Annotated in this window: 23 protein-coding genes; 13 read left to right on the forward strand and 10 right to left on the reverse strand. The window is 65.8% G+C overall.

Annotation, left to right across the window (positions count from 1 at the left end; translation table 11 throughout):
- Positions 1 to 280 precede the first annotated feature (280 nt).
- Together METLW4_RS24065 and pyk are read left to right on the forward strand one after the other, a co-directional pair.
- Positions 281 to 604, forward strand: coding sequence for a DUF1036 domain-containing protein (locus METLW4_RS24065; RefSeq protein ID WP_371212320.1), 324 nt, complete (start codon positions 281 to 283; stop codon positions 602 to 604).
- A 45-nt stretch (positions 605 to 649) separates the two neighbouring features.
- Positions 650 to 2083 (forward strand): pyruvate kinase, encoded by a 1434-nt coding sequence (pyk, locus tag METLW4_RS0105415; RefSeq protein ID WP_026191275.1) that lies wholly within the window; start codon positions 650 to 652, stop codon positions 2081 to 2083.
- 24 nt (positions 2084 to 2107) lie between these two features.
- Here the strand turns inward: pyk and METLW4_RS0105420 are convergent, their stop codons facing one another.
- Both METLW4_RS0105420 and METLW4_RS0105425 read right to left on the reverse strand, forming a co-directional pair.
- A complete protein-coding gene (locus METLW4_RS0105420; RefSeq protein WP_018265189.1) occupies positions 2108 to 2596 on the reverse strand; it encodes a GNAT family N-acetyltransferase in 489 nt (162 codons plus the stop codon).
- On the reverse strand, positions 2593 to 3390 hold the full coding sequence (locus METLW4_RS0105425) for an inositol monophosphatase family protein (protein WP_026191276.1): 798 nt from the start codon (positions 3388 to 3390) through the stop codon (positions 2593 to 2595). Before METLW4_RS0105425 ends, METLW4_RS0105420 begins: the two co-directional genes overlap by 4 nt.
- A 226-nt stretch (positions 3391 to 3616) precedes the next feature.
- On the opposite strand from METLW4_RS0105425, the gene METLW4_RS0105430 reads away from it, so the two are divergent.
- The gene (locus METLW4_RS0105430; RefSeq protein WP_157234916.1) at positions 3617 to 3886 is read left to right on the forward strand and encodes a hypothetical protein; all 270 of its coding nucleotides are present in this window, start codon (positions 3617 to 3619) and stop codon (positions 3884 to 3886) included.
- 350 nt (positions 3887 to 4236) lie between these two features.
- Positions 4237 to 4773: a protease adaptor protein RcdA gene (gene rcdA / locus METLW4_RS0105435; protein ID WP_018265192.1), complete on the forward strand. Its 537-nt coding sequence runs from the start codon at positions 4237 to 4239 to the stop codon at positions 4771 to 4773.
- An 81-nt stretch (positions 4774 to 4854) separates the two neighbouring features.
- Here rcdA and rpmE read toward each other — a convergent pair whose 3' ends face one another.
- Positions 4855 to 5085, reverse strand: a complete 231-nt coding sequence (gene rpmE, locus METLW4_RS0105440; protein ID WP_024880132.1) for a 50S ribosomal protein L31 — start codon at positions 5083 to 5085, stop codon at positions 4855 to 4857.
- 125 nt (positions 5086 to 5210) lie between these two features.
- Positions 5211 to 5585, reverse strand: coding sequence for a cell cycle two-component system response regulator CpdR (gene cpdR / locus METLW4_RS0105445; protein ID WP_018265194.1), 375 nt, complete (start codon positions 5583 to 5585; stop codon positions 5211 to 5213).
- 215 nt (positions 5586 to 5800) lie between these two features.
- On the opposite strand from cpdR, the gene METLW4_RS0105450 reads away from it, so the two are divergent.
- The 7 genes from METLW4_RS0105450 (at position 5801) to METLW4_RS24070 (ending at position 14677) form a co-directional block, all read left to right on the forward strand.
- Entirely contained in the window at positions 5801 to 6721 is a 921-nt protein-coding gene (locus METLW4_RS0105450; RefSeq protein WP_020493719.1) for an N-formylglutamate amidohydrolase, read from the forward strand.
- A 122-nt stretch (positions 6722 to 6843) separates the two neighbouring features.
- Positions 6844 to 7680 (forward strand): histidinol-phosphatase, encoded by an 837-nt coding sequence (hisN, locus tag METLW4_RS0105455; RefSeq protein ID WP_018265196.1) that lies wholly within the window; start codon positions 6844 to 6846, stop codon positions 7678 to 7680.
- A gap of 72 nt (positions 7681 to 7752) precedes the next feature.
- Entirely contained in the window at positions 7753 to 8145 is a 393-nt protein-coding gene (locus METLW4_RS0105460; RefSeq protein ID WP_018265197.1) for a ComEA family DNA-binding protein, read from the forward strand.
- Between the two features lie 33 nt (positions 8146 to 8178).
- A complete protein-coding gene (gene hrpB, locus METLW4_RS0105465) occupies positions 8179 to 10653 on the forward strand; it encodes an ATP-dependent helicase HrpB (RefSeq protein WP_371212321.1) in 2475 nt (824 codons plus the stop codon).
- A gap of 64 nt (positions 10654 to 10717) precedes the next feature.
- Positions 10718 to 12112: an MmgE/PrpD family protein gene (locus METLW4_RS0105470; protein ID WP_018265199.1), complete on the forward strand. Its 1395-nt coding sequence runs from the start codon at positions 10718 to 10720 to the stop codon at positions 12110 to 12112.
- A gap of 70 nt (positions 12113 to 12182) precedes the next feature.
- Entirely contained in the window at positions 12183 to 13004 is an 822-nt protein-coding gene (locus METLW4_RS0105475) for a phosphosulfolactate synthase (protein ID WP_018265200.1), read from the forward strand.
- Between the two features lie 200 nt (positions 13005 to 13204).
- A complete protein-coding gene (locus tag METLW4_RS24070; protein ID WP_051079617.1) occupies positions 13205 to 14677 on the forward strand; it encodes a Hint domain-containing protein in 1473 nt (490 codons plus the stop codon).
- A gap of 24 nt (positions 14678 to 14701) precedes the next feature.
- Here METLW4_RS24070 and METLW4_RS0105485 read toward each other — a convergent pair whose 3' ends face one another.
- The 3 genes from METLW4_RS0105485 to METLW4_RS0105495 form a co-directional block, all read right to left on the reverse strand.
- On the reverse strand, positions 14702 to 15088 hold the full coding sequence (locus tag METLW4_RS0105485; RefSeq protein WP_018265202.1) for a GtrA family protein: 387 nt from the start codon (positions 15086 to 15088) through the stop codon (positions 14702 to 14704).
- A gap of 66 nt (positions 15089 to 15154) precedes the next feature.
- On the reverse strand, positions 15155 to 15709 hold the full coding sequence (locus METLW4_RS26315; RefSeq protein WP_157234920.1) for a retropepsin-like aspartic protease family protein: 555 nt from the start codon (positions 15707 to 15709) through the stop codon (positions 15155 to 15157).
- Between the two features lie 103 nt (positions 15710 to 15812).
- Positions 15813 to 16469 (reverse strand): hypothetical protein, encoded by a 657-nt coding sequence (locus tag METLW4_RS0105495; protein ID WP_018265204.1) that lies wholly within the window; start codon positions 16467 to 16469, stop codon positions 15813 to 15815.
- Between the two features lie 191 nt (positions 16470 to 16660).
- Here METLW4_RS0105495 and purE point away from each other — a divergent pair, with 191 nt between their 5' ends.
- Both purE and METLW4_RS0105505 read left to right on the forward strand, forming a co-directional pair.
- Positions 16661 to 17134: a 5-(carboxyamino)imidazole ribonucleotide mutase gene (purE, locus tag METLW4_RS0105500; RefSeq protein WP_043332243.1), complete on the forward strand. Its 474-nt coding sequence runs from the start codon at positions 16661 to 16663 to the stop codon at positions 17132 to 17134.
- Positions 17131 to 18219 (forward strand): 5-(carboxyamino)imidazole ribonucleotide synthase, encoded by a 1089-nt coding sequence (locus METLW4_RS0105505; RefSeq protein WP_026191278.1) that lies wholly within the window; start codon positions 17131 to 17133, stop codon positions 18217 to 18219. The genes purE and METLW4_RS0105505 overlap by 4 nt, the downstream gene beginning before the upstream one ends.
- Positions 18220 to 18229: 10 nt before the next feature.
- Here the strand turns inward: METLW4_RS0105505 and METLW4_RS0105510 are convergent, their stop codons facing one another.
- The 3 genes from METLW4_RS0105510 to METLW4_RS0105525 form a co-directional block, all read right to left on the reverse strand.
- Positions 18230 to 18931 carry an arylesterase gene (locus METLW4_RS0105510; protein WP_018265208.1) on the reverse strand — a complete coding sequence of 234 codons (702 nt, stop codon included), beginning with the start codon at positions 18929 to 18931 and terminating at the stop codon, positions 18230 to 18232.
- Between the two features lie 127 nt (positions 18932 to 19058).
- Positions 19059 to 21515 (reverse strand): TonB-dependent receptor, encoded by a 2457-nt coding sequence (locus METLW4_RS24080; protein ID WP_018265209.1) that lies wholly within the window; start codon positions 21513 to 21515, stop codon positions 19059 to 19061.
- Positions 21516 to 21958: 443 nt separating this feature from the next.
- Positions 21959 to 23971, reverse strand: a complete 2013-nt coding sequence (locus METLW4_RS0105525; RefSeq protein WP_018265211.1) for an acetyl-CoA carboxylase biotin carboxylase subunit — start codon at positions 23969 to 23971, stop codon at positions 21959 to 21961.
- Positions 23972 to 24045 lie beyond the last annotated feature (74 nt).

Below are 24045 nucleotides of genomic sequence, written 5' to 3' on the forward strand. Positions count from 1 at the left end.
CTCGAAGTTTACGCTAGGTCACGACAGTGACAAGACGGCCACGCCCGCGGCCAGATTGCGCGGCGCGAGGCGTCGTCGGGGTGGACAAAGCGGCCGTCCCGTGGTTTGGCTGTGCATCGCCGCTTCGGGCCGAAGGTCCGCGGCGCCGCTCTTCGACCCTCTCGCGACTGTTCCGCCCATGCCCGGCCGCATGACTCGCTTTGTGATTATTTCGTGTTGTCTTTGCGTTATATCCGGCGCTCGAGCGGATTTTCGCCTATGCAACAACACGACGAACAGGGTGAGCGTGTCCTTGGCCTATACGGACGGACGCAATTGGCTGTCGGAAGGGTGGTGGAATTTACGCGCCTCCGCCTGTGAGACGCTGTTGCGCGGACCGCTCGCAGCGCAGTACTACTACGTATATGCGATGGACGAGCGCGGCGGAGAGTGGAAGGGCAAGGCGTTCATGTGCACGCGCGATCGCGAGTTCCGCATCGATGGGCGAGACGACTGCTTCGCGCGCGGCTTCGACCGCACGGGCTTCTTCGAGATCGACACGGGGCGCGACGCCAAGAACTGGACGGTGCAGCTCACAGATCCGACGCCGTCGTCGACTCAGTGACGAAGACGGCCGCGCGGCTCTGACAAAGAAGGATTGGGCGACAAAATGAGAAGGTTGCGGCGCGTGAAGATCATCGCGACGCTCGGTCCCGCGAGCGTCGAGAAGACCGTCGTGGCCGGCCTGTCCACGGCCGGCGCCGATGTGTTTCGGATCAATATGAGCCACACCGATCATGCCGGGCTCGCCGCCTATGTGCGCATGATCCGCGAGATCGAGGCCGAGACCGGCCGCGCCATCGGCATATTGGTCGATCTGCAGGGGCCGAAGCTCCGCATCGGCGCCTTCGCCGACGGGCCGGTGCATTTGCGCAAGGGCGATCATTTCGTCCTCGACGCCGATCCGACGCCCGGCGACGCCGTCCGCGTGCAGCTCCCGCATCCCGAGATTCTGCAGGCGCTGAAGATCGGCGACGCCATTCTGATCGATGACGGCAAGGTGCGGCTGCATGTGGTCGAGACCTCGGACGACATGGCTCGCGCCGTCGTCGACATCGGCGGCCGCGTCTCCAATCGCAAGGGCGTCAGCCTGCCGGACACGGATATTCCGATCACCTCCATGACGCCCAAGGACCGCGCCGATCTCGACGCGGCGCTGATCGAGGGCGTCGATTGGGTGGCGATCTCCTTCGTGCAGCGCGCGGAGGACGTGCTCGAGGTCAAGCGCGTCGTCGGCCCGCGCGCGCTGGTCATGGCCAAGATCGAGAAGCCGCAGGCCATCGCCCGGCTGGACGAGATCATCGAGCAATCCGATGCGCTGATGGTGGCGCGTGGCGATCTCGGCGTCGAGGTGCCGCTCGAGAAGGTGCCGAGCCTGCAAAAGCGCATCACCCGCGCCGCGCGCCGGCTGGGCAAGCCGGTCGTCGTGGCGACGCAAATGCTGGAATCGATGATTCTGGCCCCGCTTCCCACCCGCGCCGAAGTGTCCGACGTCGCCACCGCCGTTTATGAGGGCGCCGACGCCGTCATGCTCTCCGCGGAGAGCGCCGCCGGCCAGTTCCCGATCGAGGCGGTGGCCACGATGAGCCGCATCGCCGAGGAGGTGGAGACCGACGGCGTCTATCGCTCCATCCTCAACGCTCAGCGCAATGCGCCGCCCAATCCCACCGCCGCCGACGCCATCGCCGTCGCCGCGCGCGACGTCGCCGAGACACTGGACTCCATGGCCATTTGCGCCTGGACGGCCTCCGGCGCCACGGCGCTGCGCATCGCCCGCGAGCGGCCGCGCCCGCCGATTTTGGCGCTGACGCCCAATCGCGACACGGCGCGCCGGTTGGCGCTGGTCTGGGGCGTCCATGCGCTGGAGACTCAGGACGCGCGCGATGTGGAGGATATGGTCGATCGCGCCAGCGTGAATTCGCTGGGCGAGGGCTTCGCGGCGCCGGGCGACCGCATCATCATCGTCGCCGGCATGCCCTTCGGCTCGCCGGGCGCGACCAATATGGTTCGGCTCGCGCTGGTCGGCGAGAAGAGCGGCGCCTGATGTTCGGATCGGCCTCCGCGCGGCTCAGGCCGGCGCGGTGGCCGACGACCACTCCATGATCAGCGTCGGCCGGCCCGCGAGGCTTGGCCGGCCTTCGCCGATTCGCACGAATCCTTCGCGCTCGTAAAAGGCGATCGCGCGCTCATTGTCCTGATTGACGTCGAGCCGCAGCCGCGCGGGCGAGAGGCTGCGCGCCGCCTCGATCAGCGCCTCCGCCGCGCCGGAGCCGAAACGCTCTGGATGCACGCAGAGCTGATCGAGCCAATGCGACGCTGGATCGACGGTGACGAAGCCGATGAGAATCCGCCCGGCGCCCTCGAGCAGCAGCAGCGTGCGCGCGCCGCCATGCTCCAGCTGAACAATGTGATTCTTCAGCCAGTCGCGGCGCGCCTCGAAATCAATGTCCGCATAGGTCCGCCGCCAGGCCGCGACCCAGAGGTCGGTGAGCGCGGCCCAGTCCGAATCGCGGCGCGCGACGATGCGCGGGCCGGTTATCGGGCGGCCGCCTGTCACGCGCGCGCCTTGCGCACTGTGTCGAGCAGGAGGCGATGGATCGTCTCATTGCCGGCGCAGATCGCGCCCTTGGGCAGCATGTCGCCGCCGCCGTCGAGATCGCTGACGAAGCCGCCGGCCTCCCGCACCAGAACAATTCCGGCGGCGATGTCCCAGGGCTTGATGCCGCGCTCCCAGTAGGCGTCGTAGCGGCCGGCGGCGACGCCGGCGAGATCGAGCGCGGCGGCCCCCATGCGGCGGATATTGCCGGTCTTGGCCATGACGGCGGTCAGCTCCGTCTGGAACAGCGCGTGGCGGTCCACTGCTGCGAGCGGGGGAATGCCGCAGGCGATGAGCGAGTCGCCGAGCGACTTGCGCGAGGCGACGCGCATGCGCCGGTTGTTATGATAGGCGCCCTGGCCCTTCTCGGCGACGAACATATCGTCGGTCGCCGGATTATAGACGACGCCGGCGACCAGCTGGCCCTCCCGCTCGAGCCCGATGGACACGGCGAAAATCGGGATGCCGTGCAGGAAGTTGGAGGTGCCGTCGAGCGGATCGATATGCCAGGTGTGGGTCTTGTCGCTGCCCTCGACGGCGCCGCTCTCCTCCATGAGAAAGCCATAGCCAGGGCGGGCGCGCGACAATTCCTCGAACACGACCTTTTCGGCCCGGCGGTCGGCGGCGGAGACGAAATCGCCGGGGCCTTTTACGGACACCTGCAGATTCTCGACCTCGCCGAAGTCGCGCTTCAGGCTGCGCCCGGCCTTTATGGCGGCGGCAGTCATGACGTTCATCAATGCGGATCGGATCATGGAGTCCTGAAGAATGGCGCGTGTGGGGGGAGGTGGGGCGAGGCCTCAAATGACAGGCCGGCGGCGGGCGCGTCAAGCATTCACTCGCACGCTATCCGCATTCGCCGCGCCCCGGCGTTAACCGGAGATAAACCCTGACGGCGGCGTCCGTCGCGGCCTTCACCGTTTCGAAAGCGCCATTTGGCCAGAGTGAGGCCCTCGGCCCCCGTCTGTTGGAGAGTGTCCCGTGCCGTTCGATCCTGTGGAAATCGTCGAGACGAGAGGCGGCCGGCCCGCCGCGACCCTTCGCCGGAGCGACGCCGCCCCGAAAAACGGCCGCTCGATCGCGCTCCATGGCCGGCCCGCGGCGCCCGATCGCTGGCAATTGCTGCGCGTCGGCCTGCTGCTGGCGGTCGCCGCGCTCTGCGCCGGCGCTCTGAAGGCGGGCCTCGGCCGCACGGTCGCCGGCGCCGAGCGCACTGCGGGCGTGGAGCTCCAGCGCAACATCAAAGGCTGAGCCTAAGCTGTTTGGCTGGAAGGACATTCCGCGCCTCCGCGCGCCGTCGCGGCGGAATTTCGCGTCCTTCTTCGAGCGATGGTTAAAGCAGGCCGATAAAAGGCGATATTTCATTTGCTTAAAGCCGGTCGCGAATGCGTCGCATCGGCATCGGCCGGGCGGGGAGAGGCGGGGGGCCGCCCCGCGCTTAGGCGGCTCGCGAGCCGTGACCTCGGGCGTAATACGTACGGATTCAAAGATTAAGGTTAAGCAAAACCTAATAAGGCGCGCCCCGCAAATTTGCGTTACATAGGTCTCATCGGAACGGCGCGGATCGAGCGCGGCGTTCGAGCGTTCGAGAGCGTCGTATGATGGGGCAAGCGTCCGATTCGGTGGAAAGCATTCAGACTCCCGTCTCCTTCGTGGAGAAGCTGGCGGGGTCGGAAGCGTTCGGGGCCATGTTTCGCGAGGGCATGGCGCTGGTGGAGGAGGCGGCGGCCTATCTCGACGGCGATGGCCGGGACGACGCCAAATCGCTGCCGCGATCCGAGGCTCTGGCCTATGCGGCCGAGAGCATGCGGCTGACGACGCGGCTGATGCAGATCGCCTCCTGGCTGCTGCTGCAGCGGGCGGTCAATCAGGGCGAGATCACGCGCGCGCAGGCCGCCAGCGACAAGCACAAGGTGCGGCTGTCGCAGCAGGAGCTCGCGTCCAATCCAGACGTTTTCGCGCATCTGCCGCAAAAGCTGCGCGACCTCGCCATTCACTCGCTGCGCTTGCAGGCGCGGGTGATGCATCTCGATCAGCTGATCTATGGCTCGGACGCCGGCTATCCGCAGAATAGGGCGGAGAGCCCGGTCGAGGCCCAGCTGCAGAGGCTGCGCAACGCTTTCGCGCCGGGGCTGTGAGACGCTCCGCTTCGTGAGAAGAAACCAAAAAAGCCGCGCTCTCGAGCGCGGCTTTTTTTGGCGCCGGTGAAGACCGAACGCTTACTTCTTGCCGAAGGACAGATTGCCGAAGCGCGAGTTGAAGCGCGACAGGCGGCCGCCACGGTCGAGCAGCTGAGCGGAGCCGCCGGTCCAGGCCGGATGCGTCTTGGGGTCGATGTCGAGGTTGAGCGTGTCGCCCTCGGCGCCCCAGGTCGAGCGCGTGAAATACTCCGATCCGTCGGTCATCACGACCCTGATCGTGTGATAGTCGGGATGGATTTCCTTCTTCATCGTCATTCCTCGAAAAGAGAGCCGCGCCGACGCCGGCGTTTGGCGGCGCTCATAGCGCATGGCGCGCAAAGGAGCAAGGTCGCCCGAGCGGCGCCGCAATTCTAAACCGCGTCGCGCCGCTCTGGTCAGGCGGCGAGCAGGCGCTGCACCTCATTGACGAGGTCCTTGAGGTGGAAGGGCTTGGAGAGGATTTTCGCCTGCCGCGGGGCCTGATTGTCGGGATTGAGGGCGACCGCCGCAAAGCCCGTGATGAACATCACCTTTATATCGGGATCGAGCTCCGTCGCGCGGCGCGCCAGCTCTATGCCGTCCATCTCCGGCATCACGATATCGGTGAGCAGCAGCTCGAAAGGCTCGACCCGGAGCTGGTCATAGGCGGAGAGGCCGTTGTCGAAGGAGGTGACGGCGAACCCGGCCGTCTGCAGCGCGCGCACCAGAAAGCGGCGCATGTCGGTATCATCCTCCGCCAGCAGGATTTTCGCGGCAATCTTGTCGGTCATATCGCTCCTCGCATGTTCTAGGACATAAGGGCGCAGTTTGGTAAAAATCGGGTGAAAATAAGGACCCGCTCACGCCCGCTCGTGAAATTCTGGCCCTTGTTTCGCATGAACCGAAATTTTCGGGAATATGCCCGCCGAAAGAGTCTATGCTGCCCCTCCGCGATATTCTCTCGAGGGGGCGATAGGAGAGTGAGAGCGATGAGGCGTCGACGATGATGGACGAGGAGCGGGCCGCGAGCCCGACGCCCGCCGATCCCGAGCTCCATGTTCCGTTCGAGCTGGTCGAGCCCGCCGAGCTCTCCTCGCCGCTCGTCTTCTCGTCTCCGCATTCGGGCGACATTTATCCGGCGAGCTTTCTCGCCAGCTCGCGGCTCGACATCGCCAATCTGCGCCGGTCCGAGGATGCGCATGTGCACGAGCTCTTCGCCCTCGCGCCCGCGATCGGCGCGCCGCTGCTCAAGGCGCATTTTCCGCGCGCTTTCCTGGACGTGAATCGCGAGCCCTATGAGCTCGACCCGCGCATGTTCGAGGATGCGCTGCCGGAATTTGCCAACACGCGCTCGCTGCGAGTGGCGGCGGGGCTCGGCACGATTCCCCGCGTCGTCGCCGACGCCCGCGAGATCTATTCCGGCCGGCTGCGCGTCGCCGAGGCGCTGCATCGCATAGAGAGCCTGCACAAGCCCTATCACGCCGCTCTGCGCGGGTTGATGGAGCGCGCGCGTCGCAAGTTCGGCGTCGCTCTGCTGGTCGATTGCCATTCCATGCCCTCCAGCGTCGCCAAGGAGAGCGCGACCGGCCGCGGCGACAAGCGCAAGCCTGATTTCGTGCTCGGCGATCGTTTCGGCGCGAGCTGCTCGGGCGACGTTGTCGAGGCGATCGAGGCGCGGCTGCGCCAATGGGGCTATCATGTGCAGCGCAATCGGCCCTATGCCGGCGGCTATATCACCGAGCATTACGGCAGGCCGGGCGCCGGCTGGCATGCGGTGCAGATCGAAATTTCACGAAATCTCTATATGAACGAGACCGATCTGCGTCGCAGCGTCGATTTCGATCTGCTGGCCTCCCGGCTCGGCGAGATCGTGCGGCTGCTGACGCAAATCGTCGGCCCGCGCGAGCAGCGCGCCGCGGCCGAGTAAATCCACAGCGCTTCCAGCCGAAGTGGACGCCGGTTCGGCGTTGGAGACGCTTCGAAACAAAAACCTAGCGTCGCTCCCCGGTTTCATTGAAACAGGGGAGAGACCTAGAGCCCGGAGAGGCAATGACCGCCGTCGATTTCGAGAAATTCGTCGAACGCCTCGCCGACGCCTCCGGCGAGGCGATCCTGCCCTTCTTCCGCACCAGCCTCGCGGCGGAGGACAAGGCCCCGGGCGGCGCCTTCGATCCGGTGACGGAGGCCGACCGCGCCGCCGAGATCGCCATGCGAAGGCTCATAGAGGCGACCTTTCCGAGCCATGGAATCATCGGCGAGGAATTCGGCAATCTCCGCGCCGACGCCGAATATGTCTGGGTGCTCGATCCGATCGACGGCACCAAGAGCTTCATCTGCGGCCTGCCGCTGTGGGGCACGCTCATCGGGCTCCAGCATCGCGGGCGGCCCTGCTATGGGCTGATGCATCAGCCCTTCACGCGCGAGCGCTTCTCCGGCGACGGCGAGGCCGCCTATTGGCGCGGGCCGGCGCGGCATCACCATCCACAGCCGGGCTGGAAGGCCCAGCCGGCGCCGACCGAGGAGCGTCGCAAGCTGCAGACGCGCCCCTGCGCCACGCTCGCCGAGGCGACATTGATGACCACCTCGCCGCGGCTCATCGACGAGCGCCTGCGCGACGATTTTTTCCGAGTGGAGGCAGAGACGCGGCTCTCGCGCTATGGCGGCGATTGCTACGCCTATTGCGCGCTCGCCGCCGGCCATGTGGATTTGGTCATAGAGACCAATCTCAACCCTTACGACATTGTCGCGCTGATCCCGATCGTCGAAGGCGCGGGCGGAATCGTCACCACATGGGACGGCGGCCCGGCTGCGCAGGGCGGCGCGATCATCGCGGCAGGCGACAAGCGCGTGCATGAGGCGGCGATGCGGGCGCTCGCTGCGGGATGACCGCAGCCTGTGGCGCTCGACCGCGTCTCGCCGAGACGCTACCCTCGCGGCGTCCTTATGCGAGGTCTCGTCATGCGGAATATTTTGCGCCTTTGCCTTCTCGCCTTCCTGTCCGTCTTCGCCGCCGCCGCGCTGGCGCAGGCGCCTGCGACCTCCATCGCCAAAGCGGGCAAGAGCGCGCCCGCCAAGCAGCAGCCGGCGACGCCGGCGCAGGAACCTTCCAAGGAGCAACCTGCCAAGGAGCCGCCCGCCAAGGAGGCCGCGCCGAAGCCGGCGGAGCTTCTCGACATAAACTCCGCGAGCAAGGAAGAGCTGGACGCGCTGCCCGGCATAGGCGAGGCGCGCTCCGTGGCGATCATCAAGGGGAGGCCCTATAAGGGCAAGGACGAGCTCTATCAAAAGAACATCCTCCCCAAAGGCGTCTATGAGAAGATCAAGGACAAGATCATCGCTAAGCAGAAGTGAGCGCGCCCCGCGCGTGAGAGCGTGGGCGCATCCTTGATCGCATTCGCCGACCGTCTGCCGATCGACGAGGTTTTGCCGCGCGTGACGGCGGCGCTCGCCGAAAAGCGCAATCTCGTCGTCGTGGCGCCGCCCGGCGCCGGCAAGACGACGCGCATTCCGCTCGCTCTGCAGGACGCCGATTGGGCGAAGGGCGGCAAGATCATTCTGCTGGAGCCGCGCCGTCTCGCCGCGCGCGCCGCCGCCGCGCGCATGGCCGCGAGCCTGCGCGAATCCGTCGGCGAGACGATCGGCCTGCGCATGCGGCTCGAGTCGAAAATCTCCGCGAAGACGCGCGTGGAGGTCGTCACCGAAGGCGTTTTCGCGCGCATGATCCTCGACGATCCCATGCTCGAGGGCGTCGTCGCCGTGCTCTTCGACGAATTTCACGAGCGCTCGCTCGACGCCGATGTCGGCCTCGCACTGGCGCTCGACGCGCAAGCGGGGCTGCGCGACGATCTGCGCATCATTGCAATGTCGGCGACGCTCGACGGCGCGCGCGTCGCCGGCCTCATGGGCGGCGCGGAGGTCATCGAGAGCGAGGGCCGCGCCTTTCCGGTGGAGACGCGCTATCTCGGCCGCGACTCCAATGAGCGTCTGGAAGAGGCCGTCATTCGCGCCGTGACACGCGCGCTGGCGGAGGAGAAGGGCTCGATCCTGGTCTTCCTGCCGGGGCAGGGCGAGATTCAGCGCGTCGCCAATTTTCTCGGCGAGCGGCGCCTTCCTGCGGATGTCGATATCGCGCCGTTGTTCGGCGCGATGGATCGCAAGGAGCAGGACCTCGCCGTCGCGCCCGCTGCGCCGAGGCGCCGCAAGGTGACGCTCGCCACGTCCATCGCCGAGACCTCGCTGACCATAGAAGGCGTCCGCGTCGTCATCGACAGCGGGCTCTCGCGCGTCGCCGTCTTCGAGCCCGATCTCGGCCTCACGCGGCTCGAGACAGTGCGCGCCGCGCGCGCCAGCGTCGATCAGCGACGGGGCAGGGCGGGGCGCACGGAGGCGGGCGTCTGCTATCGCCTGTGGGACGAGGCCGCGACCGTCTCGCTGCCGGCTTTCGCCGCGCCGGAAATCCTCGCCGCCGATCTCTCCGGCCTCGCGCTCGATCTGCGCTCCTGGGGCCTCGACGATCCGAATAAGCTCGCCTGGTTCGATCCGCCGCCGGCGCCGGCCTGGAAGGAGGCCGTCGCTCTGCTGCGCGCGCTCGGCGCTCTGGATGAAACAGGCGCACTCACCGCGACCGGCCGCGCGATCCGCTCGCTGCCGCTGGCGCCGCGCCTCGCGCGCATGATCTTGGAAGCCGCCCGCCATGGCGAGGCCGAACGCGCCGCCGATCTCGCTCTGCTGCTCTCCGAGCGCGGGCTGGGCGGGACATCCAGCGATCTCTCGGATCGCCTCGATCGTTTCCGCTCCGACGGCTCCCGCCGCGCTCGCGATGCGCAGCGGCTTTCGGCGAGCTGGGCGAGCCAAGCGAAAGCCGCCGTCCGGCGGGAGGCGGAAGCGGATCTCTCCGATGGCGCGCTCATTTCCTTGGCCTATCCCGATCGCATCGCCAAAGCGCGCGGCGCCGGCGGCGAGTTTCTGATGGCCAATGGCCGCGCCGCCGCCGTGCCGCCGCATGACGTTCTCGCCAAGGCGTCTTTCCTCGCCATTGCAGAAATCACCGGCCGCGCCGCGCAGGCGCGCATTCTCGCCGCTTGCGCGCTCTCGGCCGAAGAGGTGGAGCGCATCGCCGCCGATCGCATCGAGACGCGCGACGAAACGATTTTCGACGCGCCGAGCGCGAGCCTGCGGCGGCGACGGTTTCGCAGGCTCGGCGCGATCCGTCTCGCCGAGCAGAATCTCTCGGTCGAGGCCAGCGAGGAGAATGCGCGCATTCTCGCGCGCGGCGTCGCCGGCCTCGGCGTCGCGCGTCTTCCTTGGAGCAAGGCGCAGGAGCAATTGCGCGACCGCATCGCCTTTCTGCGCCGCGCCGAGGGCGACGATTGGCCGGACGTCAGCGACGAAGGCCTCGCGCCGAGCGTCGAAGCTTGGCTCGCGCCTTTCATCCTCGGCCGCGCCAGCGTCGCCGCCATAACGGCCGACGATCTCGGCGCCGCGCTTTCGGCGCTGCTTCCCTATGAGCTGACGCGGCGGCTCGATCAGGAGGCGCCCGCCTTTTTCGAGACGCCCGCCGGCTCTCGCCATGCGCTCGATTACGCCGCCGCCAATGGGCCGCTCTTATCTGTGCGCGTGCAGGAGCTATTCGGCCTCTCCACGCATCCGACGCTCGCCAAGGGCCGCGTTCCCTTGACGCTGGAGCTCTTGTCGCCGGCGCATCGGCCCATTCAGACGACGCGCGATCTGCCGGGATTCTGGGCCGGCTCCTGGAGCGAGGTGAAGCGCGAGATGAAGGGCCGCTATCCGCGCCATCCATGGCCCGACGATCCCGCCGGCGCGGCTCCGACGACGCGGGCGAAGCCGCGAGGGACGTGAGCGAAGACGGCTTGATGCCGCCGGCCGGCGCGCCAGATGTACCGGCCTGCAAGGAATCTCGCCAATGACCGAGGTTCAGACGCTCGCGGAATTCGTCGATCGGGCGCGGCTCGAGGAGATGAGCGAGGCCGCGCTCGGCCAGCTGAAAATCCGCGTTCTCGACACGATCGGCGTCGCCTTGGGCGCGCTCGACGCGGCGCCGATTGAGGCGATCCGCGAGATGACGTTTGCGCTCGGCGGCGCGCCGATCTCGACGCTCATCGGCGGCGGCAAGACCGCGCCCGATCGCGCCGCCTTCTACAATGGCGCGCTCTCCCGCTATCTCGATTTCATGGACAGCTATCTCGCGCCGGGGGAGACGTGCCATCCTTCCGACAATCTCGGCGCCGTTCTCGCCGCGGCGGAAATGCGCGACGCCAGCGGCGCGGAATTTTTGACGGCGCTCGCCGTCGCCTATCAGGTGCAGACGCGCTTGAGCGATGTCGCGCCGGTGCGGGCGCGCGGCTTCGACCATACGGTGCAGGGCGCTTATGCCGCGGCCGCCGGCGTCGCCAAGGCGCTGCGTCTCTCGCCCGAACAGATCGCCAACGCCATCGCCATCAGCGGCACGGCGAACAACGCCTTGCGCGTGACGCGCACCGGCGCGCTCTCGCATTGGAAGGGCCTCGCTTATCCCAATACCGCAATGGCGGCGACGCATGCGGCGCTGCTCGCCGCGCATGGGATCACCGGGCCGCGGCAAGTCTTCGAAGGCAATAAGGGCTTTGAGGAGACGATCGCCGGACATTTCGAGATCGACTGGCTGCGTGAGGATTTGGAGAGCGTCACGCACACGATTCTCAAGAAGCACAATGCCGAGATTCATTCGCAATCGGCGATCGACGCGGCGCTCGACATTCGCGCGCGGCCGGGGTTTTCCGCGGCGGCCGTGCGCGAGGCGCGGCTCGAGACTTTCGCCGTGGCCTTTCAGATCATCGGCGGCGGAGAAGAAGGCGACAAGCGCCTGGTGCGCAATAAGGAGGAGGCCGATCACAGCCTTCCCTATATGCTCGCCGTCGCGCTCATCGACGGCGAGGTGCAGCCGGAACAATATGCGCCGCAGCGCATTCTCGCCGATGATGCGCAGACGCTGCTACGCAAGGTGACGATCGTCCCTTCGCCGGAGCTGACCGCTCTGTTTCCGAAATTTCTGCCGGCGCGGCTCGCGATCGAGCTCGAGGATGGGCGCCTGCTCGCCTGCGCGCGCGACGATTATCACGGCTTCTATACCGATCCCTTCGATTGGGAGGCGGCGCGGCGCAAATTCGATCGCGTCACGCGCGAGAAGACGAGCGAGATCGAGCGCGACGCCATCGCCAATGTGGTCGAGACGCTCGAGCGGCGGCGCGTCGCGGAGCTGACGGGACTGCTCGGACGCATCGGCGGATCGGCGCAGGGAGAACGACGAATGCGGGCCTGAAGGCTCGCGGCAGGGACCGCGTTGGACCGCGAGCCTTCCGGCTCGCACTCGAGCACGTGAGGCGAACGCCATGGCCGAGACCACATTCTCCTTCATTCCCCGCGCCGCGCGCACGGGCAAGCCGCGCCAGCGGGGGCTCACCGAAATTCGCGGGCCTTATTACAGCGCTTATGGAAAGCGCCATCTCGCCGATCTGTTCGAGACCATGGGCGCATGGATCGACGGCGTGAAATATGCCGGCGGCTCCTTCGCGCTGATGCCGCCCGAGGCGGTGCGGAGCTTCAACAAGACCGCGCATGACCATGGCGCCTATATCTCGACCGGCGGCTGGCTCGAGAATGTGATGCGCTTCGGCCCCGACGCCATCGGCCGCTATATCGAGGAAGCGAAATCGCTCGGCTTCGATGTGGTGGAAATATCGGCGGGCTTCGTCAGCCTGCCGACCGACAGCCTGCTGCGGCTGGTGCGCATGGTGAAGAAGGCGGGGCTGAAGGCCAAGCCCGAGGTCGGCATTCAATTCGGCGCCGGCGGCGATACGGCGGCGGTGGAATTGGAGGCGGAGGGAACGCGCGACGTCTCCTGGCTCATCGCGCAGGCCGAGCGCGCGCTCGACGCCGGCGCCGACATCATCATGATCGAGAGCGAAGGGATCACCGAGAATGTGACGCGCTGGCGCACCGATGTCGCTGCGCGCGTGATAGACAAGCTCGGGCTCGAGAAAGTGATGTTCGAGGCCGCCGATCCGCCGGTCTTCGAATGGTACGTCAAGAATTATGGCAATGAGGTCAATCTCTTCGTCGACCACTCGCAAATCGTGCAATTGGAGGCGCTGCGCCAGGGCATATGGGGCACCAAGAGCACATGGGGCCGCATTCAGAACATTGGCGGATGAGGGCGGGATCACGGCGCGACGGAGGCGACGTACGAGCTGCAACGGATTGATCGATTGCAACTTGCGGTTTATCAAAAGATTCAAATCAAGCGTTATTTCGATTATTGAAATTAAATCGAGGTTCAGGTCGAGATCGATATCTCCCATGCTTCTGATTTGAAATTGTTTTTTCTGTGGTGTTGGTTCGTAAGGTGATCAAGATGGGCACTTCTACAGTAAATTATACAATTCCCGCCAATGCGGCGGATGGAACTCCCAAAATCGACGTCACGCTCAATCTGACATACGCCGATGCACTGAATACCGACGGCTCGCACACTGTCACGAATGCGAGCGGGACCTATTCCGTGAATGGAACGGTCTACAATGTCACCGGCGTTGTCGATCCGAGCGGATCGACCGAGGGCGCGGACAATCATTTTTGGCCGAGCGGCAATGGCCCGAACGGCGCCTATGTCGACTACAACGGCCTCAACTTCGTGACCGACTATCCCGCCGCCAATGGCAATCAGACCGGCGGAAACGGCAGCTATGTCGGCCCCAATGTCGATCTATACTATGATCCGCGTCAGCAAGCCTATCTTCAGGACACGGGCGTCCAGAAGAGTCCGCTCGCCGCGACCAATTTCAGCGCGACCGTGACCTGTTTCGTCACCGGCACGCTGATCCGCACGACGCGCGGCGAGATCGCCGTCGAGAATTTGCGCATCGGCGATCTCGTCGTTACGTCAGAAGGGCGCGAGCGTCCGATCGTGTGGATCGGCCATCGCAAGATCGACTGCACGGCGCGCGCGACGCCGCGCGACGCTTGGCCGGTGCGCATCGCAGCCGGGGCTTTCGGCGAAAATCGTCCGGCGCGCGATCTCTATGTCTCGCCGGGACATGGTCTCTGCGTCGATTGCGTCGGCGAGGCGCTGATCCATGCGCAGAGCCTCGTCAATGGCGCGACGATCGCGCGAGTCCCGGTCGAGACAGTCGATTACTGGCATGTCGAACTCGAGAGCCACGATATTCTGATCGCCGAAAATCTTGCCTCGGAGAGCTACAGCGCGACCGGCGAGCGCGGCTTCTTCCTCGACATCCAAGGCTCGCCGGCGTCGGAGCGGCGCTTCGACTCCGACTTCTGCCGCCCCTTCGCTTCGGCGGCGATGATCGCGGCCGTGCGCGAGCAGCTCATGGCCCGGGCGGAGCGACTGGGCTATCGGCGCGAGCTCGATCCCTGCGTGCGCCTCCTCGTCGATGGAGCGGAGATCTCGCCGATCCGCGCCGAAGGCTCGGCGATATTCTCATTTCCGCATGACGCGCAGGACATTCGGCTGCTTTCGACGAGCTTTGTTCCGGCGGATGACACTGGCCTCTGCGCCGACATGCGCCGCCTCGGCCTCTCTCTGAGCGGCTTGGTGGCGACGGACGGGCGGGAGATCGCGCGAATTTCGCTCGATCATCCGCAGCTCGCCGAATCCTTCCATCCAGAAGAGGCGGGCGAGCATCGCCCCTGGCGCTGGACGCAGGGCGATGGTCTCGCGCTGCCGCGGTCTCTGTTCTCGCAATTGAACGGCGCGCAGATCATGCTAGTCGTCGCCTATAATTGCGACCAGATGCGCGGATGGGCGCCGCCGCCGTCGCGCCGCGACGTCTGCGCCGTTGAAGTGGAGCGCCGCGAGGCGGCCTGACGAGAACGGCGCCGGGCGGGCCGCTCACGCCGGCCCGGCGCGGAAGGTCCACAGGCGATTGCCGAGAAAGGACCAGAAGAAGACGATTCCCGTGGTGACGATCTGCGCCGGCAGATAGGGCGCGCTCATGCGCTCCACGAAAAGATTCATGAAGCCATAAGTTATGCAAAAGCCGACGAAAGCGACGAGGGCGAAGCGCCATGTCGTCTCCTCATGCGGCCGCACGCTCTCGAAAGTGTGCCGGCGGTTGAGGATGTAGGAGACGATTCCGCCGGAGAGATAGCCGGCGAGCGCGCCGGGCACTGGCGTCCAGGCGGCGAGCTCGACGAGGCCGACGAGCACCGCATAATGGAGCGCTGTCGCAATGACGCCCACCAGGGCGAAGACGGAGAGCTGGCGGGGGAGCGACATGCGCGGACAATCGCATGTTTCCCGCTCCCGCGCGAGAGGGCCGAGCCCGCAGATGAGGCCAGACGCCTACTGACGCAGAACCAGCTTTCCGCTTCCCGCCTCGATACGGGACAGACGCGACAGAAAGGTCATGCCGAGCAGGCTGGCGCCCAGAGCGCTGCGCTCGGCGACATAGGCGTCGACGTCGCGCAGCACGACCTGGCCGAGACGCGCCTCGCGCAGCTTCACGCGCGCCATGCGGGTGACGCCATTGGCGGTCTGGGCGGGATATTTGAAATCGACGGGCGCCGGCAAATAGCCGATCGCGGCGGCGTCCTCATAGGACAGCACGACCGTGCTCGCGCCCGTGTCCACCAGCATGCGGATGCGCTGGCCCTCGATCTCGACATTGGCGGAATATTGGCCGAGCCGATCGGCGGCGATGGTCGTCTCGCCGGGCGCGGCGAGCGGGGCCGCCGGCGCGACAGGCGCGAAGCTCCGCATCGGAGCGGCGTAATCGGCCTGCTGGCGGTAGGGCGAGGTCTTGGCCTGCACCTGGGTGAGAATATGAACGAGCGACTGAGATGCGACGAGCGTGATGAACGCCCCGCCAATGGCGGTGCGGAGGATGGAGCTGGACATCGACATGGTCCCTTAATCCCGGCGACACACCGCCGGCCACGGAAGGCAGAGTAGCGAGGGGACCCTGATCAATACTTAAGGCGCGTCCTTAAACTCGGGCGTGTCAGCGCTTTTTGGAGAGGCTGCGCTGCTCCTGGGCGACGTTCGGCTCGGGCGCCGGCTCGCGGACGATCGGCGCCGAGCCGAAGCCGGCGCTCACCACATGGACCAGCGCGGTCCGCACATCCCAGCCGTGGTCCGTCAATGTGATGTCGTAGCAGGCGCGCGGCTCGCCTATGTCGGACTTTTTGGCCGCCTTCGCCAGCTCGGCGACCACTTTCGCCTTGATCTGCGGATTGTCGATGAGCGTCGCGAGGCCGCGATCCTGCAGATGATGATCGGTGCTGAAATCGTCGATCATCGAGGTCGTCGGCCTGTCGAACTCGCAGAGATTGGCCAGCAGGCCGACCTGCAGCAGCCGCAGCGCCATGCGCGGCTCCAGCGCGTTCAAATCGCGGGCGACGCGGCGGCGGTCCTTGGCGTCCAGCCGCTCGAACAGCACGGGCGGCACGCGCTGCTCGATCGTCGCCTCGCCGAAATCCAGCTTGACGCCGGCGATCTCCGCTCCGCGCAGGCCGCCGAAGCGATCCGCGAGAGCCGCGAGGCCGTCGCCGATGGCGTTGGCGTTGACGATGGCGAAGCCGATCGCCAGAACGAGGCCGAAAGTTCCGATCAAGCTCTTCAGCGCCGCGAGCGCCTCCTGCATGCCTTTGATATCCATTTCGCCCCCGCAACCGCCCGCAATATTGCGCGATGATAGCGGAGGCCGGCGGGCTCCGCCATTCGGCGCGTCGGCGCGGAGGCGCGCATTCGCTTGCGCCCCGCCGCCGGTTCGGCTAAGGGGCTGTGCTTCATGCACTCCAGCCCGCCGGAAGAGCCGTGGCGCAGTCCAAGAAGCCTGTCGCGATCATCATGGGGTCCCAATCCGATTGGGCCACCATGCGGCATGGCGCCGAGACGCTCGATGCGCTCGGCGTCGGCTATGAGGCGCGCATCATATCCGCCCATCGCACGCCGGACCGGCTCAGCGCCTTCGCCAAAGGCGCCGAGGCGGAGGGATTCGAGGTCATCGTCGCCGGGGCCGGCGGCGCGGCGCATCTGCCCGGCATGACGGCGGCGCATACGACGCTTCCCGTGCTCGGCGTGCCGATCGAGAGCGCCGCGCTCTCCGGCATGGATTCGCTGCTCTCCATCGTGCAGATGCCGGGGGGCGTGCCGGTGGGCACTCTGGCCATCGGCAAGGCCGGCGCGATCAACGCCGCTCTGCTCGCTGCGTCGATTCTCGCCCGCGGCGACGCCGATCTCGACGCGCGCGTGAAGGAATGGCGGCGCCGACAGACCGAGCAGGTCGCCGAAACGCCGAGCGACGATGCGGGAGCCAAATGACCAGTCTGCGCCCCGGCTCCACTATTGGAATATTGGGCGGCGGCCAGCTCGCCCGCATGCTGGCCAAGGCCGGCGCGCGGCTCGGCTTGCGCGCCCATGTCTATTCGCCCGTGGCGGATGACCCCGCCTTCGACGTCTGCGCCGCGCGCACCATCGCCGCTTTCGAGGACGAGACGGCGCTCGCCGGCTTCGCCGCGGCCGTCGATGTGGTGACTTATGAATTCGAGAATGTGCCGTCGCAGACGGCGGCGTTTCTCGAGGCGCATTCGCTGGTGCGGCCCAATCCGCGCGTGCTGGCGTTGACGCAGGACCGGCTCACCGAGAAGAATTTCGTCCGCGGCCTCGGCATCGAGACCGCGCCTTTCGAGAATGTCGAGAGCGCCGACATGCTGGCCGCCGCCGCATCGCGCCTCGGCTCGCCCGCCATTTTGAAGACGCGGCGCTTCGGCTATGACGGCAAGGGCCAGATCATGCTGCGCGAGGGCGCCGATCTTTCCGACGCTTTCGAGCAACTCGGCCGCGCGCCTTGCGTCCTCGAGGGCTTCGTGCCCTTCGCGCGCGAGGTCTCCGTGGTGGCGGCGCGCGGCGCGGACGGCGTCTTTCGCGCCTATGACGTCTGCGAGAATGTCCATGAGCATCATATTCTCGCGCTGACCGTCGCGCCGGCGCGGATTTCGCCGCAGACGGCGGCGGCGGCCGTCGAAATGGCCCGCAAGATCGCCGAGGCGTCCGATTATGTCGGCGTGATCGCGGTGGAGATGTTCGTCGTCGAGACGGGGGGCGGCGAGCTTCTCGTCGTCAATGAGATCGCGCCGCGCGTGCATAATTCCGGCCATTGGACGCTGGACGGCGCCGTGACCTCGCAATTCGAGCAGCATATGCGCGCCGTCGCCGGCTGGCCCCTCGGCGCGACGCGCCGCCATGGCGCGCGCGTCGAGATGCGCAATCTGATCGGCGATGAGGTCGACAAATGGCCGGAGCTGCTGGCGGAGGAGGAGGCCTCGCTCCACCTCTACGGCAAGAAGGAGACGCGTCCCGGCCGCAAGATGGGGCATGTGACGCGGGTGTTCGAAGGTCGCGATTAGCGCGAGCGGCTCACCGCGCCTCCGCCACTCTGCGCCTGCCCGCCGCCGCGTCGAGATTGCGCTCCACCAGCGGCGCGATTCCCGCGACGATGCGGGCGACGCCCGCCGCATTGGGATGGATGTGATCCTCCTGCATCAGCGCCGGATGGCCGAAGACGCCGGCGAGAAAGAAGGGATAGAGCGAGGCGCCCCAACGCGCCGCGAGCTTCGGATAGATCTGATCGAAGGTCACATTATAGACGAAGCCGAGCTCTGGCTTGGACAGCATCCCGCCGATGACGATGCGGGTTCCACGCTTCTTATAGCCATCGAGAATCCAATCGAGATTGCGCGCCACGACCGGCGGGTCGGTCTGCGTCAGCATGTCATTGCCGCCGAGCTCGACGATGACGACGTCGGCGTCATAGTCCTGCGGCGTCGAGGCGAGGCGCGTGGCGGCGTCGGCGGTGGTGTCGCCGGCCATCGAGCCATTGACGACATCGACATTGCGATAGCCGTCGGCGCGCAGGCGGCGCGCCAGCGCCGGGCCGAAGCCATAGCCCTCCGGCACGCCGAGACCGGAGCTGAGGCTGTCCCCGAGAATGAGCAGCTTGAGCGCAGGAGAAGGCTGCGCCACAGCCTCTGTTACCGCGAGCAAGGACAGCGCCGAGGCCAGCATGATGATGCTGCGGCCACGGCGGCGCCGCGTCGCGTCGAAAGGATAAGCTCGCAAGACGCACCTCGACAATACCAGATGAAATGTCGAGGCGCAGGATAGGCAGCGGCGCGTATGATCGACGTGAAGAAATCCCGTCGGATTCGACGCGTCGCCGAATCCGCGGCCTTCATCTGTCGCCGCTCTACATGAGCTTGACGCGAAACGCCCCGCCGAAGGTCGCCGGCCAGCGCGTGAGCGAGACTCTCGCAGGATTGGAGGCGGAGCCCGTGTCCCACGCGGTGTAGGGTCTCTCGTCGCCGATATTCTTGGCCCAGAAGCTGAGGCTGTATTTGTCGTCGTCGGTGCGGATGCCGACGCCGACGTTCACGATCGCATAGCTTCCCTGCCAATATTGCAGAATGGACCATGGATTGGTCAGCTGCGTCTTGTCCTGCCAGTTGACGTTGAAATAGCCGAAGGCGGTGATCGGCTTGGAGGTCCAGTCGTCGAGGCCGGCGAACTTTCCGAAGCCGCCGAGATCGGCGAAGACGGCCCCGAGCGGCTGCTCGTAATTCGCGCCGATGTTGAATGTCCACATCGGAACGCCCTGCCAGCGCGTGTTGGAGAGCGAGAGATATTGGGGCGCCTTCGGCGTTCCCGACGTCCATTGCCAATCGGTCGGCGGGGCGGCGTCGGGATAGGAAACCCATCGCGCATCGGAGAAGGCCGCGTTGACGCTGATCCACAGCCTGTCGATCGGGCTCCAGCGGCCATCCAGCTCTATTCCCCGCAGACGCGCATGGTCGGCGTTGCCGAGCGACGACACCGAGATCGGCGCGCCGAGCGCGTCGACGCGCGAGGAGTCGACGGTCGTGGTCTGAAAATTATAGAAGTCGTTCCAATAGAAATTGGCGTTGAGCTGGAGCTTGTTGTCCAGCCAGTTCGTCTTGACTCCGAGCTCATAATCCCAGGAGACCTCGGGCTTGGTGAAGAGCGGCGTCCAGGCGCTGAAGATTTTCTGCCCGGTCGCATTGGTCGAATAGGTCGGATTGCCGCTCGTGTTGACGGCGGCCGCCTTCTCGGCGCGACCGACGATTCCATAGAAGAGGATGTTCTCGTCCCATCGATATTGCGGATTGAAGATCGCCGTCACATGGTTGGAGCGCGTGGTCGCGCCGCCGCGGTCGGAAAGGCCGAAGCCGCTCGCCGCGATGATCGCCTGATCCTGATCGACGATCGAGACGGTCGGATAATATCGGTTGAGATGGCTCACCGAGCCCTGGCGAATTTCGTAGCTGTTGCGAACGCCGAGGGTGAGCGCCAGCTGCTCGTCATAATGCCAGGTCGCCTGCCCATAGGCGGCGAACTGAATGTCGCGCGCCTTGGTGTACCACCAATCCTGCACGCCGGGCAGCGCGCCCGGCATGTTCAGCCATTTCGCGGCGTCGGAGCCGAACTCGACATGGTGCATCTGGTTGGCGGAGTCGTCGTTGAGGAAATAGAGGCCGGTCGTCCACGCCAGCTCCTGATCCTTTGGCGAGGTCAGACGGAACTCTTGCGACGCCTGACCGACATAAGTGTCCATGCCGTCGCGCCAGAGCTCCAGCAATTGCGTCTCTTCGAAATAGCGCTGCTCGTTTCGGTTGAACCCATAGGCCGAGATCGACGTGAAGATATTGTCGCCGATCCCTATGTTGAGCTCATTGGTGGCGGTGATGGTTCTCACCGGGTCGACGCCCATGCGCGAGATGGACGGCTTATAGGGATCCAAGGAAAGGATCGGCTTGCCGAGCTTCTTCCATACGTTCTGGACCCAGGTCGAGCTCGGACGCGTGCCATTGGCGTAGACGAGGGTGGTGTCGGCGTAGGGCGCGCTGTTGTAACCATTATATTCGTGAGACGTGCTGTAATTGAAAATGAGCCGGTCGGTGATCTCGTCGCCGACATAGAGAAGCTGCCCGCGGACGCCCCAACGGTCGGTGTTCTTATATCCGGCGCCGCTCACCTGATCGCGAATCCAGCCGTCGCCCTTGTCCATGAAGAAGCTCACGCGATAGGCGAGCGCGTCGTCGACGATCGGACCCGTGACCGAGACTTTCTCGATGACGCGGTTGTAATTCGCGAAATTGGTCTCGACCGTCGCTCCTTGGGTGAAGGACGGCAGTCTCGTGTTGATGATCAGATTGCCGACCGCAGCGTTCTTTCCGCCCGCCGTGCCTTGCGGCCCATAGGCGATCTCGAATGATTTGAGATCGAAGAGGTCCATCCACTGGAAGCCCCAATATCTCCAGAAGACATTGTCGACGACATAGCCTGTCGGCGACTCTGTGCCGACGCCGGTGCCGGCGCCGATGCCGACCCATCGCATGGTTTGGCGCGAGGACTGCTGCGTGCCGCCGTTATTGGCGCGATAATTCGGGATCTTCTGCTGCAATTCGTCGGCGCGGTTGATGTTCTCCCGCTCGATGGTCTTCTCTTCGACCACGATGACGGAGCGCGCCTTTTTCTGCGCCTCCAGGACAGGACGCGAGGTTTCGCCCCCATTATCCTCCTCGCCGGGGACCACGACATCGCCGACCTGGACATTGACAGAGCCCGGAGCCGGCGCGTCCTGGGCGAAAGACTCGCCTATTCGAGTAGACAGTGTGATTGCCGTCATGGCCAAATAGGCGACGCACGAAGCGCTGGATAGAAGATAAAACCTTGTCTTTGATGCGCCTCGAGGCTCTGAGCGGAACATGGACGAACCTTCTTTGTGTATTAATCCTATCAAAAATATAGAGTATTATCTCGATGCGCTTGTCAAGCCGAGCTCGAGGCGAGGCGCCGGCGAACAGTCGAGAGCGCATGGAAAAGCGCATCCGCGCGCGCGCTTTGGCGCCGGGCGTTATCGCCCGCGCGCGATGCGTTCGTTCGCTTCGATGATGGGCTGAGGATGGGCGGAGCGCTCGACGGCGGAGCGAGAGACGGCGTCGGCTCCGCCTCCTTTTGTGGAGCGGAGCCGATCGGTCGTCATAGGGACATCGCGCTCGGTGAGCCCCGAGGCTTTTCAGTCGCAGGGCCGCGAGCCGCGCCCGTGGGCGCTCTCGCGGCGCTGGGGCGCTACTCGGCGAACTCCATGATCACCGCATCGACGGCGAGGCTGTCGCCCGGCTTGGCGGCGATCTTCTTGATCGTCACGTCGCGCTCGGCGCGCAGCACATTTTCCATCTTCATGGCTTCCACCATGCAGAGCGGCTCGCCGGCCTTCACCTCCTGGCCCTCGACGACGTCTACCGTCTTGACGAGGCCGGGCATGGGGCAGAGCAGATGCTTGGAGACGCCGACATTCTTTTTCTTCGGCATCAGCGCGTTGAGCTCGGCCTCGCGCTTGGTGAAGACGCGCGCGTCCACCGCCACGCCTTGGTGCGAGAGCTGGAAGCCGTTGAGGATCGGCCGAATCTGCACATAGATGGAGGCCCCGTCTATGGTCCCCTCGAAGACGGGATCGCCCGGCCGCCAATGCGAGGAGATGCGGCGCGTGCGGCCGTCCTCCTCCTCGAAATGGACGATCAGCGCCTCGCCCTGCGTGTCCAGCGAGACATGGAACGACTGCTCGCCGAGCGCGCAGACGCGCTCGCGCTCGAACTCGAACGGCCGGCCGTGGCCGAGCTGTCCGCTGATCAATCGCTTGCGTTCGTTGCCAATGTGATCGACCAGCGCGGCGACGGTCGCCAGCACATGGGCGACCTCGCCATCCGGCTGCGGTGCGGCGAAGCCGCCCGCATATTCCTCCGCGATGAAGCCGGTGGAGAGCTGGCCGGAGCGCCAGCGCTCATGCTGCATCAGCGAGGCGAGGAAGGGGATATTGTGGCGAATGCCGTCGATCACGAAACGATCCAGCGCGCTGCCCTGGGCGTCGATCGCCGCGAGGCGGTCGGGGCCATGGGTGACGAGCTTGGCGATCATCGGATCGTAATGGATGGAAATCTCGCGGCCTTCCGCGACGCCCGTGTCGTTGCGCACGGTGATCGCGCCCTCGCGCTTCTCCTCCGGCGGGCGATATTTCACCAGACGGCCGATGGAGGGCAGGAAGTTGCGGGTCGGATCCTCGGCGTAGATGCGGCTCTCCACCGCCCAGCCGTTGATCGTCACCTTCTCCTGGCGCAGCGACAGAGGCTCGCCGGCGGCGACGCGAATCATCTGCTCGACGAGATCGATGCCGGTGATGAGCTCCGTGACCGGATGCTCCACCTGCAGGCGGGTGTTCATCTCGAGGAAGTAGAAGCTCTTATCCTGGCCGGCGACGAACTCCACCGTGCCGGCGGAGTCGTAATCCACCGCCTTGGCGAGCGCGACGGCCTGCGCGCCCATGGCGGCGCGGGTCTCCTCGTCGAGGAGCGGCGAGGGGGCTTCCTCTATCACCTTCTGATTGCGGCGCTGAATGGAGCACTCGCGTTCGTTGAGGTGAATGACGTTGCCATGCTTGTCGCCCAGCACCTGAATTTCGATATGGCGCGGGTTGACGATGAATTTCTCGATGAAGACGCGATCGTCGCCGAAGGAGGACGCGGCCTCGGAACGGGCGCGATTGAAGCCCTCGACCACTTCCTCGGCCTTGAAGGCGACGCGCATGCCCTTGCCGCCGCCGCCGGCGGAGGCCTTCAGCATGACCGGATAGCCGATCTCATTGGCGATGCGGACCGCCTCTTCGCCGTCCTGAATGACGCCGAGATAGCCGGGAACGACATTCACCTTGGCGGCGGAGGCGAATTTCTTCGACTCGATCTTGTCGCCCATCGCCTCGATCGCGCGGGGATTGGGGCCGATGAAGACGATTCCGGCCTCGGCCAGCGCCTTGGCGAAGGCGGCGCGCTCGGAGAGAAAGCCATAGCCCGGATGCACGGCCTCGGCGCCGGTCTCCTTGCAGGCCGCGACGATCTTGTCGATGAGCAGATAGGATTGCGCGGCAGGGGGCGGGCCGAGATGAATGGCCTCGTCGGCCATTTCGACATGAAGCGCGTCGGCGTCGGCGTCTGAATAGACTGCGACCGTCTTTATGCCCATGCGGCGGGCGGTCTTGATGATGCGGCAAGCGATCTCGCCACGATTGGCGATCAGAATTTTACGAAACATGCGCGCCCCGATACATGCGGAACGGCGCGCCCGCCTCGCTCGACCAGCGAGAAAAGCGGGCGCGCCGGGATTTG

The organism is Methylosinus sp. LW4 (genome assembly GCF_000379125.1).
In the GTDB taxonomy this organism is placed as follows: domain Bacteria; phylum Pseudomonadota; class Alphaproteobacteria; order Rhizobiales; family Beijerinckiaceae; genus Methylosinus.

What these genes read in the sequence shown, in the direction of transcription:
- METLW4_RS26315 (WP_157234920.1), bottom strand. Translation starts at nt 15,709, where the DNA reads ATGTCCAGCTCCATCCTCCGCACCGCCATTGGCGGGGCGTTCATCACG.
- METLW4_RS0105470 (WP_018265199.1), top strand. Translation starts at nt 10,718, where the DNA reads ATGACCGAGGTTCAGACGCTCGCGGAATTCGTCGATCGGGCGCGGCTC.
- pyk (WP_026191275.1), top strand. Translation starts at nt 650, where the DNA reads ATGAGAAGGTTGCGGCGCGTGAAGATCATCGCGACGCTCGGTCCCGCG.
- hisN (WP_018265196.1), top strand. Translation starts at nt 6,844, where the DNA reads ATGACCGCCGTCGATTTCGAGAAATTCGTCGAACGCCTCGCCGACGCC.
- METLW4_RS0105495 (WP_018265204.1), bottom strand. Translation starts at nt 16,469, where the DNA reads ATGGATATCAAAGGCATGCAGGAGGCGCTCGCGGCGCTGAAGAGCTTG.
- METLW4_RS0105450 (WP_020493719.1), top strand. Translation starts at nt 5,801, where the DNA reads ATGGACGAGGAGCGGGCCGCGAGCCCGACGCCCGCCGATCCCGAGCTC.
- rpmE (WP_024880132.1), bottom strand. Translation starts at nt 5,085, where the DNA reads ATGAAGAAGGAAATCCATCCCGACTATCACACGATCAGGGTCGTGATG.
- rcdA (WP_018265192.1), top strand. Translation starts at nt 4,237, where the DNA reads ATGGGGCAAGCGTCCGATTCGGTGGAAAGCATTCAGACTCCCGTCTCC.
- METLW4_RS24070 (WP_051079617.1), top strand. Translation starts at nt 13,205, where the DNA reads ATGGGCACTTCTACAGTAAATTATACAATTCCCGCCAATGCGGCGGAT.
- METLW4_RS0105425 (WP_026191276.1), bottom strand. Translation starts at nt 3,390, where the DNA reads ATGATCCGATCCGCATTGATGAACGTCATGACTGCCGCCGCCATAAAG.
- METLW4_RS0105485 (WP_018265202.1), bottom strand. Translation starts at nt 15,088, where the DNA reads ATGTCGCTCCCCCGCCAGCTCTCCGTCTTCGCCCTGGTGGGCGTCATT.
- purE (WP_043332243.1), top strand. Translation starts at nt 16,661, where the DNA reads ATGGGGTCCCAATCCGATTGGGCCACCATGCGGCATGGCGCCGAGACG.
- METLW4_RS0105505 (WP_026191278.1), top strand. Translation starts at nt 17,131, where the DNA reads ATGACCAGTCTGCGCCCCGGCTCCACTATTGGAATATTGGGCGGCGGC.
- METLW4_RS0105460 (WP_018265197.1), top strand. Translation starts at nt 7,753, where the DNA reads ATGCGGAATATTTTGCGCCTTTGCCTTCTCGCCTTCCTGTCCGTCTTC.
- METLW4_RS0105475 (WP_018265200.1), top strand. Translation starts at nt 12,183, where the DNA reads ATGGCCGAGACCACATTCTCCTTCATTCCCCGCGCCGCGCGCACGGGC.
- METLW4_RS0105525 (WP_018265211.1), bottom strand. Translation starts at nt 23,971, where the DNA reads ATGTTTCGTAAAATTCTGATCGCCAATCGTGGCGAGATCGCTTGCCGC.
- METLW4_RS24080 (WP_018265209.1), bottom strand. Translation starts at nt 21,515, where the DNA reads ATGACGGCAATCACACTGTCTACTCGAATAGGCGAGTCTTTCGCCCAG.
- cpdR (WP_018265194.1), bottom strand. Translation starts at nt 5,585, where the DNA reads ATGACCGACAAGATTGCCGCGAAAATCCTGCTGGCGGAGGATGATACC.